At 72.0% G+C, this 10852-nt stretch carries 12 protein-coding genes and 1 riboswitch; of the genes, 7 read left to right on the top strand and 5 right to left on the bottom strand.

Annotated features, from left to right (window positions below; all coding sequences use genetic code 11):
* Nucleotides 1–84 precede the first annotated feature (84 nt).
* Complete coding sequence (locus ETD96_RS46110) at nt 85–465, top strand: hypothetical protein (RefSeq protein ID WP_205719554.1); 381 nt, start codon at nt 85–87, stop codon at nt 463–465.
* A gap of 88 nt (nt 466–553) precedes the next feature.
* Nucleotides 554–3196, top strand: a complete 2643-nt coding sequence (locus tag ETD96_RS32495) for a bifunctional acetate--CoA ligase family protein/GNAT family N-acetyltransferase (protein WP_138640313.1) — start codon at nt 554–556, stop codon at nt 3194–3196.
* 32 nt (nt 3197–3228) lie between these two features.
* Here ETD96_RS32495 and ETD96_RS32490 read toward each other — a convergent pair whose 3' ends face one another.
* The 3 genes from ETD96_RS32490 to ETD96_RS32480 all read right to left on the bottom strand — a co-directional run bounded on the left by ETD96_RS32490 (nt 3229) and on the right by ETD96_RS32480 (nt 5573).
* Nucleotides 3229–3699, bottom strand: coding sequence for a proteasome activator (locus ETD96_RS32490; RefSeq protein WP_138640312.1), 471 nt, complete (start codon nt 3697–3699; stop codon nt 3229–3231).
* Between the two features lie 16 nt (nt 3700–3715).
* Entirely contained in the window at nt 3716–5080 is a 1365-nt protein-coding gene (locus tag ETD96_RS32485) for a wax ester/triacylglycerol synthase family O-acyltransferase (protein ID WP_205719553.1), read from the bottom strand.
* Between the two features lie 142 nt (nt 5081–5222).
* A complete protein-coding gene (locus tag ETD96_RS32480) occupies nt 5223–5573 on the bottom strand; it encodes an STAS domain-containing protein (protein WP_171069346.1) in 351 nt (116 codons plus the stop codon).
* Between the two features lie 233 nt (nt 5574–5806).
* Between ETD96_RS32480 and ETD96_RS32475 the strand changes: the two genes are divergently transcribed.
* The 5 genes from ETD96_RS32475 to ETD96_RS32455 all read left to right on the top strand — a co-directional run bounded on the left by ETD96_RS32475 (nt 5807) and on the right by ETD96_RS32455 (nt 7592).
* Complete coding sequence (locus ETD96_RS32475; RefSeq protein WP_138640309.1) at nt 5807–6013, top strand: hypervirulence associated TUDOR domain-containing protein; 207 nt, start codon at nt 5807–5809, stop codon at nt 6011–6013.
* Between the two features lie 5 nt (nt 6014–6018).
* Nucleotides 6019–6303: an MGMT family protein gene (locus ETD96_RS32470; RefSeq protein WP_138640308.1), complete on the top strand. Its 285-nt coding sequence runs from the start codon at nt 6019–6021 to the stop codon at nt 6301–6303.
* A 128-nt stretch (nt 6304–6431) separates the two neighbouring features.
* Nucleotides 6432–6866 (top strand): SRPBCC domain-containing protein, encoded by a 435-nt coding sequence (locus ETD96_RS32465; protein ID WP_138640307.1) that lies wholly within the window; start codon nt 6432–6434, stop codon nt 6864–6866.
* A complete protein-coding gene (locus ETD96_RS32460) occupies nt 6853–7206 on the top strand; it encodes an ArsR/SmtB family transcription factor (protein ID WP_138640306.1) in 354 nt (117 codons plus the stop codon). The genes ETD96_RS32465 and ETD96_RS32460 overlap by 14 nt, the downstream gene beginning before the upstream one ends.
* Nucleotides 7203–7592: a VOC family protein gene (locus ETD96_RS32455; RefSeq protein ID WP_138640305.1), complete on the top strand. Its 390-nt coding sequence runs from the start codon at nt 7203–7205 to the stop codon at nt 7590–7592. Before ETD96_RS32460 ends, ETD96_RS32455 begins: the two co-directional genes overlap by 4 nt.
* Nucleotides 7593–7695: 103 nt before the next feature.
* Here the strand turns inward: ETD96_RS32455 and metE are convergent, their stop codons facing one another.
* The gene (gene metE / locus ETD96_RS32450; RefSeq protein WP_138640304.1) at nt 7696–9945 is read right to left on the bottom strand and encodes a 5-methyltetrahydropteroyltriglutamate--homocysteine S-methyltransferase; all 2250 of its coding nucleotides are present in this window, start codon (nt 9943–9945) and stop codon (nt 7696–7698) included.
* A 115-nt stretch (nt 9946–10060) separates the two neighbouring features.
* Nucleotides 10061–10280: riboswitch (cobalamin riboswitch) on the bottom strand.
* Nucleotides 10277–10777 (bottom strand): hypothetical protein, encoded by a 501-nt coding sequence (locus ETD96_RS32445; protein ID WP_138640303.1) that lies wholly within the window; start codon nt 10775–10777, stop codon nt 10277–10279. It overlaps the preceding riboswitch by 4 nt.
* Nucleotides 10778–10852 lie beyond the last annotated feature (75 nt).

Below are 10852 nucleotides of genomic sequence, written 5' to 3'. Positions count from 1 at the left end.
CGCGGCAGCGATTCGACGAGGCGAACTGACCCGGTTTTTTTTTTTTTCACGCAGAAGACGGCATACGAGGTGTCTTAGGGTCTCGTGGGCTCGGAGATGTGTATAAGATACAGCCCCTCGCGTGACCTCACCGCCGGAGCGCCATGGGGGTTCCAGCGCCAGGCGGGCGACTGCGAAACCGCGTCCGCCGCCCTGGGGACGGTGGCCGTGCTGACCACCCGTGAGGACAGGCGTGTGGACTGGCTGCTCGCCGGCCAGGCGCTCCAGCACGTGCTCCTGCACGCGGCGACACTGGACGTGAGCGCGGCCTTCCACACGCAGCCGCTGGAACTGCCCTATCTGCGGGCGGCGGTCCGCCGCGACCTGGCCTGCGGGCATCCCCAGATGGTGCTGCGCCTCGGCCGCGCGGCGCGTCGCCCGCCGAGCCGGCGGCGTCCGGTCGCGGACGTCCTCAGCGGCGACTGACGTGCCGTCACGGCAAGGGACCATGGTCCCGATCGCCGGTGACCTTGGGACGATGATCTGCGGGGGCGTCCCGTCAGACGCTGGAGACATGACGGAGCGGCATTCCGGCGCGCGGGCGTTCGCGCTGCTGACCGACGGCGTGCAGATCGAGATCAGGCGGCTCGGCGCGGCGGACCTGGACGCGGTGCGCGACCTGCATGAGGGGTTGTGCGAGGAGAGCCTGTACCTGCGGTTCTTCGGCCTCAACCGGGCCATGGCGGGCGAGGTGGCCCGGCGGGTCTGCCGGACGGACGGCAGTGATCACGCGGCCCTCGGCGCCTGGCTGCACGGCGACCTGGTCGGTGTCGCGGAGTACGAGCCGACCGGGGTGCCGGGGGAGGCGGAGGTCGCGATGGCGGTCGCCGACCGGATGCACCACCGCGGCGTCGGGACCCTGCTGCTGGAGCACCTCGGGTCGCTGGCCCGCGACAGCGGGCTCGTGGCCTTCCGCGCGGACACGCTGCCGGAGAACAGCGCGATGCTGCGCGTGTTCGCGGACGCGGGGATGCCGGCGCGGCGGCGGACGTCCGGCGGTGTCGTCGAGGTGACGATCCCGCTCGGCTGCGGCGACGCGTACCTGGACGCGGTCGCGGAGCGGGAGCGGCGCGCGGACGTGGCGAGCCTGGAACCGCTGCTGCGGCCCCGGTCGGTGGCGGTGATCGGGGCGTCGCGCCGGCGCGGGACGGTCGGCGCCGAACTGCTGCGCAACATCGTCGCGGGCGGTTTCAAAGGCGCCGTGTACGCGGTGAATCCGCATTGCGCGGGGAGTGACCTGCACGGCGCGCCGTGCGTGGCGACGCTCGCCGACCTGCCCGAGGCGCCGGACCTCGCTGTGATCACGGTGCCCGCGCCCTCGGTGCCCGGTGTGGCGGCGGCGTGCGGGCGGTTCGGGATCCCCACGCTCGTGGTGATCAGTTCGGGGTTCACCGCCGGCCAGGGGCGCGCGCTGCTGGCGACCTGCCGGGAGCACGGCATGCGGCTCGTCGGACCGAACTGCCTGGGCATCGCCAACACCGGCGTCTGGCTGGACGCGACGTTCGGCGCCCGGAGGCCCGTCCCGGGGGCCGCCGGTGTGGCGGTGCAGTCGGGCGGTGTCGGGATCTCCCTCCTCGAAGAGCTGTCCCGGCTGGGCATCGGCGTCTCGACGTTCGCCTCCGTGGGCGACAAGTACGACGTCAGCGCCAACGACATGCTGATGTGGTGGGAGTCGGACGACACGACCCGGCTCGGCATCCTGCACGTGGAGTCGTTCGGCAACCCCCGCAAGTTCGCCCGGACGGCGCGCCGGGTCGCCGCGACGATGCCGCTGCTGACCGTCCTGGCCGGACGGTCCGCGCCCGGCACCCGGGCGGCGGCCTCCCACACCGCCGCCGCCGCGACCCCGGAGCTGACCCGCCGGGCGCTGTTCGAGCAGGCCGGCGTCGTGGCCACCGACGACCTCGGCGAGCTGGTCGACGCCGCCGCGCTGCTGGCGACCCAGCCGCCGCCTGCCGGGCCGCGAGTGGCGGTGCTGTCCAACGCGGGCGGCGCCGGGGTGCTGGCCGCCGACGCCTGCGCCGACGCCGGACTCACCGTCCCTGTCCTGGACGAGGCCACGCGCCGCTACCTGGCGGACATCCTCCCGTCCTGCGCGGCGGTCGCCAATCCCGTCGACACCACCGCCGCCGTCTCCGCCGACGTGTTCGGGGACGCCCTCGACCTGCTCGCCGCGGACGACTCCGTGGACGCCGTGCTGGCGCTGGTGGCCCCGACCGCGCTCGGCGACCTGCGGGACGCGCTGCGCGCCTGCCGCAAGCCGATGGCGGCGGTGGTGCTCGGGCAGGCCGAGACGGTCATGGTCAACGACGACGGGTTGCCGTGCTACGCCTACCCGGAGAACGCCGCCCGCGCGCTCGCCCACGCCTGGACGTACGCGCGGCGCCGCGACGTCCCGCAGGAGCCGGCGCCCGTGCTGCCCGGCCTGCGCCCGGACGAGGCGTCCGGCATCATCGGCGGCTTCCTGGACGGCGCCCCCGACGGCGGGTGGCTGCCGCCCGCCGGGACGTACCGCCTGCTGGAGTCCTACGGGCTGCCCGTGGCCCCGTGGCGGTGGGCCCGCACCGAGGACGAGGCCGCCACCGCCGCCCGCGACCTGGGCCGCCCGGTGGCGCTCAAGGCGCACGCCGCCGATGTCGTGCACAAGACCGCGGCGGGCGCGCTCGAACTCGGCCTGGACGGGGAGGACGCCGTCCGTGCCGCGTTCGGCCGCCTGTCCGAGCGGTTCGGCGGGGACCTGGAGGGCACGCTCGTCCAGGCCATGGCGGAACAGGGCGTCGAGGTGCTGTGCGGCGCCGTCCAGGACGAGGTGTTCGGAGCCGTGGTGATCTTCGGGGCCGGCGGCGTCGACGCCGACGCCCTGGCCGACCGCGCCGCCCGCCTGGCGCCGCTCACGACCCGCGACGCCGACGAGCTGATCCGAGCCCCGCGCCTGTCGGCCCTGCTCCTCGGCCACTCGGCGCGCCCGGCCGGCGATCTGGAGCGGCTGCGGGAGGTGCTGATCCGGCTGTCCCGGCTGGTGTCCGACCATCCGGAGATCACCGAACTCGACCTCAACCCGACCATCGTCCGCCCGGACGGAGCGGTGATCGTGGACGCCCGCGTCCGGCTCGCGCCCCGCCGCTCCTGGGACCCCTACCTGCGCCGCCTCCGCTGAACACAGACTCCGCTGAGCACAGACCAGGACGATCACGGGTGGCGGGGCGGACGCCTGCCGGTGATCGCGGCATCGTCCGGCCCGCCCGCGAGCCCGCCCTGCCGGGCGAGTTGCATGAGCATCGAGGTCATCAGGCTGTCGAGCCAGCCGAGCGCACCCGAGCACGCGGCGCGCGTCCCGGCGACGCCGGAGTTCTCGTCGAGCGGCGGCAGCAGCTCGCGCACTTCCTCGGCGAGCTGCGGCGAGACCGACCGGACCACTTCGTTCCGGAGGGCGTTGAACACCATGGCGGCCCGGTGGGCGGCCGCGTCATCGACGCCGCCGGAGTGGAGCTCCTCGTTCACGGCGGTGAGCAGCCGCCAGGTGCGCATCAGCCGGGTGGGTGCGGTCACCTCGTAGCCTCTGCGCGCCTCACGGGCATCACCGATCAGGACGGTCATCCGTATCGGACGGGGCACCGGGGCGCCGCTCCCGGTGCGGTGCGGCTTCCGTCGCGTGTTCATGTCGCCTCCAGCCGGTTCAGGTGGTGGGCGCGGTCTGTGCCGCCTCCTTGAGGAGTTCGTCGATGCCCTCGCGGATGCCCGCGCTCAGGGTCTCCAGGTCGGGGACGGCGTCGTGGTCCCCGGTGATCCCGAACGACAGGACGCCGTCGTAGGAGACGACGCCGACGGCGGTGCGCAGACCGGCCGTGATCGGGATGTAGGGGTCGATCTCCAGCATCCGCCGACCCATCGCGTACAGCGGGACGGCCGGGCCCGGGACGTTCGTCACGATCGTGTGGATCAGCGGCTGGCGCAGCCGCAGCGCCGTGTGGGCGGCCGCGGCCAGCAGGCTCGGGGCGTTGCCGAAGAGCTGGACGAAGGCGTCGAGGCCGGCGGCCTGGTCGCGGCTCTTCAGCCCGTCCATCTGCTCCCTGACGAGGTGCAGGCGCCGCAGCGGGTCGACCTCCCCGCATGGCAGGTCCACCGGCACCGCCGACACCCGGTTCGACGGGACGCCGCGCTCGTCCGCCGAACGGACCGACACCGGCACCATGGCCCGGGCGGTCGACTCCCCGGTGAGGAGGCCCCGCGCCTCCAGAAGGTCGCGGAAACCGCGCGCGGTCGCGGCCAGGGCCACGTCGTTGACCGACCCGCCGAACGTGCGCCGGATCCGGTCGACCTCGTCCATCCCCGCGTGGGTCCGAGTCCAGCGCCGGCGCGGACCGGTCGGCCCGTTGAGCGCCGACGCGCCGGACCCCATGAGCCGCGTCGCGTAACCGGGCACCGAGCCCGCGACCGCGAACGCGTCGCGCAGGACGGGCAGGAACAGCCGCCCGGCCTGCCGTCCGAAGCCCTTCAACCCGTCCATGACACCGTCGCGCAGCACGGCCGTGGCGGACGGCTCGGGCTTGGGCGTCCAGGCTCGGGGTGTCGCGGGCGTCCAGTCCGGGTCGGTGTCCAGCAGCACCGCCAGCAGGTCGATGCCGGCTATCCCGTCCACCATGCAGTGGTGCACCTTGCAGATCAGCGCCCAGCGGCCGTCCGCGAGCCCGTCGACCAGCCACACCTGCCACGGTGATCGGGTGAGGTCCAGCGGCGGCGCCAGGAGGCGGCCGGCCAGCTCGTGCAGTTCCTCCGGGCCGCCGGGTTCGGACGCGGTCGCGCGCAGGATGTGGTCGCCGATCGAGAAGCGCTGGTCGTCCACCCAGACCGGGTGGGCCAGGTTGAACGGGACGGTCCGGACCCGCTGCAGGCAGCGCGGCGCGAGCCGCAGCCTCGCGAACACCTGCCGTACGAGGTCCGGGTAGTCGGGCGCCGGACCTTCGAACACGGTCACCGTCCCGATCTGCAGCGGGCTCGTGTCGTTCTCGGCGAAGAACATTCCGGCGTCCAGCGCGTTCATCCGTTGCATCGTTCACCGCCCTGTGAGGTCTCCTTCGAGCCAACCTCCGGGCGAGCCCCCGCCCCATCCGGCGTTCGTCCCCTGGGGACGGGCCAAAGGTCCCTGCCGCCTGTGCTGGGTAGGGCGGACACCGGAAACTTTGTCAGGCGAAGGTGACCGTGTTCTCCCAGCCGAAGGCGGCAGTGCGGGGGCGCATGAACTTCTTGTCGAGCCGGGTGATGCGCAGAATCCGCGCCATCTGCGGTCGGACGCCGGTGAGCGTGACGGCGCCGCCGCGGCGCCTCGCCAGTCCGTCGGCGGACACGATCGCCGCCAGTCCCCGGGCGTCGCAGAAGGTCAGGGCGGACGCGTCGATCAGAACGTCCGGGCCGTGCTCGTCGATCACTCGGGCCAGTTCGGTCCCGAAGCGGCCGGCGGTGGCGATGTCCAACTCGCCGGCGGCCGCCACCCGCGCCACACCGGTCTCGTAATCGGCCAACCTCGTGAGCTGCACGGACGCTCTTCGCGAGATGGCGTTCACATCCATGCCGATCCTTCCGTGGATCCCTGTCGGTCACTCCAGGCTCCGTTGCCGTCCACCGCGCTGCAAGGGACCAACGTCCCGACGGCACCAGGGCGGGTGTCCTCCTCGATGTCGAAGCGATTGTGGAAACGAATTGAGGTACGTATGCGTGGGTAGCCTCAGAGGCCGGGGCGAGCCGCCCGCACGAGAAGAAAGGGGGAACGATGCAGCAGTTCTCGGTGGGTGATCACGTGCGATGGAACTCCGAAGCGGGATATGTGGAAGGAGTGATCATCAAAAAGCACACGGAGGACGTGGAATATAAAGGCCACATGCGCCGCTGCAGCAAGGACGATCCGCAGTACGAGATTCAGAGCGACAAGACCGACCATATCGCCATGCACAAAGGGCAGGCACTGACGAAACTGTAGCCGCCATGGGCATCGTCGAGGAAGTGCGTGAGGCGGTCATCGCGATCCCTGCCGGCACCGTCGCCTCTTACGGCGACATCGGCAAGAGGATCGGTGCGGGGCCGCGGCAGGTGGGGCGCGCCATGAGCCTGCTGGGCGACGACGTCCCGTGGTGGCGTGTCGTGTACGCCGACGGAAGGCCCGCCACCTGCCACGGCGGGTCGGCCCGAGGCATGCTCCACGACGAAGGAACGCCGATGCTCGGCACCCGCGTGGACCTGGACCGCGCCCGCCACCGGTGGACCCCTTAGGCATTGCTCATTGGCCGGCGCTGCGGCCGAGATCGATGGCCACCGCCACGGCGGATGCGGGAAAGTATCGCAACCGGTTGGTTGTGATAGCGTCCATGGCAACCGATGAGTTGCTATAGGGGGTAGCCGTGCCCGTTCCGGATCGCATCGAGCGGACGCTCGACCTCGCCCACCCGCCCGAGCGAGTGTGGGCGGCGCTGACCACCGCCGAAGGGCTCGGCGGCTGGTTCGGCTCCCATGCGGAGATCGACGACCTGCGTCCCGGTGGTGAGGCCCGGGTGCGGTGGGACGGGCAGGGCGAGTTCACCCTCTGGATCCAGGTCGTGGAGCCGCCCCGCCGGTTCGCCTACACGTGGGCGATCGAAGGGCTGCCGGCGGACGATCCGCGACGCACCTACGTGGAGTTCACGTTGGAGCCGTCCGGCACGGGCACCCGGGTGACGGTCGTCGAGAGCGGCTTCGCCCAGCTGCCGGACCACCTGGGCGGCGCCTACGAGAGCAACGTCCACGGGTGGCGGACGGAGCTGGCCGAGCTGGCCGGGTACCTCGATGCCGCAGCCTGACCAGGCCGAGTCCGTCGCCCAGGCGGTCTTCACCGCGCTGGCCGACCCGACCCGGCGCGGCATCCTCGCCGAACTCGCCGCGCGCGGCCCGGCGACCGCGACCGACCTGGCCGCCCGGCTCCCCATCTCCCGCCAGGCGATCGCCAAGCACCTCGGCCTGCTGTCCGATGCCGGGCTGGTCCGGGCGGAGGCCGGGGAGCGGCGCCGGATCCGCTACCGGCTCCAGACGGGACCGGTGGCCGTGGCCCAGTCGTTCCTCGCCGCGCTGGCGCGCGACTGGGACGGCCACCTGAGCGCACTGCGCGACCATCTCGAACACAACACGGGGAGCGAACCATGAGTCCGACATTCCGCGGCGGCCACAACATCGCCATGAAGCTGCCCAAGGCGCAGTTCGACCGCACCGTCGCCTTCTACCGCGACGTGCTGGGCATGGAGGTCACCGACGAGAGCGGGCAGAGCGCCGTGGACCAGTGCGCCTCGGTGCAGCTCGGCCCGGTGAAGCTGTGGTTCGACCGCGTCGACAACTACGCGCGGGCCGACCTGTGGCTTGAGCTGTTCACCGATGACGTCGACGCCGCGACCAGGCATCTGGCCGCGCACGGTGTCCCCGTCCAGGACGAGTTGGAGCCGTTCCCCGCCGGCTTGGACGCCCACTGGATCAGCAACCCGGTCGGCATCCCGCACATCGTCCGCCTCGCCGACGAGGACCAGAGCCCCTCCTGACCGGCGGACCAGACGAGGTCATTGGCCTGGCGACGTGAACGCCGGCCGTGTCCCGCGCCGCATGCGGTGCGGGACACGGCCAGAGGCATCGGGACGTCCGGCCTCAGCCCGAGATGGTCTTCCGGACGCGGTGGGCGGCGGCGACCATGTTGCGCAGGGACGCCTCGGTCTCGGGGTAGCCGCGGGTCTTCAGGCCGCAGTCCGGATTGACCCAGAGCCTGGCGGGCTCGACGGCCTGCAGCGCGCGGCGCAGGTTCGCCTCGATCTCCTCGACGGCCGGGACGCGCGGAGAGTGGATGTCGTAGACGCCGGGGCCGATGCCGTTGGCGTAGCCGGCGGCGCGCAGGTCGGCGACCAGTTCCATGTGCGAGCGGGCGGCCTCGACGCTGGTGACGTCGGCGTCCAGAGCACCGATCGCGTCGATGATCTCGCCGAACTCGGAGTAGCACATGTGGGTGTGGACCTGGGTGGTGTCGGCGGCCCCGGAGGTGGCCAGCCGGAACGCGGCGACGGCCCAGCGGAGGTAGGCGGCGCGGTCGGCCCGGCGCAGGGGCAGCAGTTCCCGCAGCGCGGGTTCGTCGACCTGGACGATCCGGATGGCGGCCGCCTCCAGGTCGGCGATCTCGTCGCGCAGCGCGAGGGCGACCTGGCGGGCGGTGTCGGCGAGCGGCTGGTCGTCGCGGACGAACGACCAGGCGAGCATGGTGACCGGGCCGGTCAGCATGCCCTTGACCGGCTTGCCCGTCAGCGACTGCGCGTAGGCCGCCCATGCGACGGTCATCGGCCGGGGACGGGCGACGTCCCCGTGCAGGATCGGCGGCCGCACGTACCGGGAGCCGTAGGACTGCACCCATCCGTGCTCGGTGGCGGCGTAGCCGTCGAGCCGCTCGGCGAAGTACTGGACCATGTCGTTGCGCTCGGGTTCGCCGTGGACGAGCACGTCGAGGCCGAGGTCCTCCTGCAGCGCGATGACCCGGGCGATCTCGTCCCGCATCGCCGCTTCGTAGGCGTCGTCGGTGATACGGCCCGCCCGGTGGTCGGCGCGGACCTTGCGGATGGCGGAGGTCTGCGGGAAGGAGCCGATCGTGGTCGTCGCCAGCTCGGGCAGCTTCAGCGCGTCCCGCTGCGCGGCGAACCGGGTGGCGCGGTCACCGCGGCGAGCGTCGGCGAGCGTGGCCACGCGGGCCCGGACGCCGTCGTCGACGCCCGGCGAAGGAGCCTGCGCCCGAGCGTCGGCGGGAGGCTTCTCCAGGCGCAGGGCCTCGCCGAGTGCGACGACCTCGGCGACCTTCTGCCGCGCGAACGCCAGCCGTTCCCGCACCGCCGGATCGAGGCCGGTCTCGGCGTCCAGGTCGATCGGGACGTGCTGGAGTGAGCAGGAGGTGCTCACGATCACCTGGTCGGCCAGGCCCAGCAGCACCGCGTAGGCGGCCTTGGCGCGGTGCGGGTCGGCGCGCCAGACGTTGCGGCCGTCCACCACGCCCGCGACGACGGTCTTGCGCGGCAGCCCGCCGATCGAGGCGAGCACGTCCACGTTGCGCGGTCCGGCGACGAGGTCGAGGCCGACGGCCTCCACACGGGTGCCGCCGAGGATGCGCAGCGCGTCGGCGCCGACCGTGCCGAAGTAGGTGGCGACGAGCAGGCGCGGCCTGGCCGGCAGCCCGCCCAGCCGCGCGTAGGCGCGTTCGAGCGCGGCGAGTTCCTCGCCGGTCCGGTCGCCGACCAGGACGGGCTCGTCCAACTGCACCCAATCGGTGCCGGCCCCGGCCAGTCTCTCCAGCAGCTCCGCGTACACGTCCACCAGCCCGTCGAGCAGGTCGAGCGGACGGAACCCCGCGGGCGCCCCCGGAGCGGACTTGGCGAGCAGCAGGTACGTGAGGGGGCCGACGAGCACCGGCCGCGTCTCGATGGCCAGCGCCCTGGCCTGCCGATACTCCGCCAGCGGCTTGGCGTCGGCGCCCTCGGCCAGCCGGAACCGGGTGTCCGGACCGAGTTCGGGGACGATGTAGTGGTAGTTGGTGTCGAACCACTTGGTCATCTCCAGCGCCGGGACGTCCTGGACGCCGCGCGCCATGGCGAAGTACCGGTCCAGCCCGTCCAGGTGCCGGTAGCGGTCGGGTACCGCGTCGACCAGCACGCTGGTGTCGAGAACCTGGTCGTAGTACGAGAACGTGTTGGACGGGACCATGTCCAGGCCCGCGTCGTGCAGTTCCCTCCACACGGAGCCGCGCAGGTCCGCGGCGGCCTTCTCCAGGGCGGAGGCGTCGATGCGTCCGGCCCAGTAGTCCTCGGTGGCGGACTTCAGTTCACGGTTCGCCCCGATACGGGGATATCCGAGGATCGTGGTTCTCATGGCGGCTTCCCTCGCTGTGCCACGGGCGGCGCTGCGGAAGGGGACGGACCCACGCCATGCATGCGTGTGCGCCGGCCGCCGACCCTCCCACGAGGCCGCAGACCACCGCGCACCGGTCGGCGCGCGGGCGGAGGCAGGTCTTCGGACTCGCGGGCGTCGCTCCTACCAGAGTAGGGCGTCCTACTGGCCGTCGCTTCCCAGACCGTGGGCCCAGTGCCTATGACGGCGGTCGTTCCCGCTCACCGCTGCGGGGCAGTCCCGGATTCTCACCGGGTTCCCTCTTGCGACACCCGCACCGCCAGGGCGCGGGTGAACCATCCGCACAACGAGTCTAGCCCTGCACACCGGCCGACGGCCAATGTGGTCTGCGGACCAGGCCGCCTGCCTCTTCAACGAAGATGGCGAGTGCCTGCTTTGCCCGCTCGCCGTTGTTTTTCACTTCTTCTTTGGTGGCTGCTTCGTGAATCTCCTCGGTGGCGACGAAAGCCTGCTCCGCCAATTGGAACAGCCCAGTACTGTCGGACAGAAGTTGAACGCGGAACAATTCCTGCTGGGCTGTTGCGCGTGCGCGATAGGATTCTTCGCGAGCGTTCTGATGGGCAGTGGAATCAGGTGCGTCCAAACTTCTGTGGGCACGGTCGTACTCGGCGCGGCGATAGTCGACGAGCGCGCCGGCGAAGCTGCTGAACGCGGTGAGTTGTTCCTCCCATAGCTGCCGCTCTCGTGTGAGGCGCTCGGAACGGGTGGAGTTCCATCGCTGAGTCATGGCAGAGACCAGCACGCCTAGCAGTGTGCCCACCACGGCGACGACGCTTCCCCAGATCGCGTTCATGCCATCATTTGATCACATGCGGTCGCCGTTCGGGATGGACACCTGTCATCGAAGCAGGGTGGGCCACAGTGTGGG

Source organism: Actinomadura geliboluensis, from assembly GCF_005889745.1.
Lineage (GTDB): Bacteria > Actinomycetota > Actinomycetes > Streptosporangiales > Streptosporangiaceae > Spirillospora > Spirillospora geliboluensis.
Note: the sequence above shows the minus strand (reverse complement) of the source record. Positions and strands in the feature narration are given on the sequence as shown.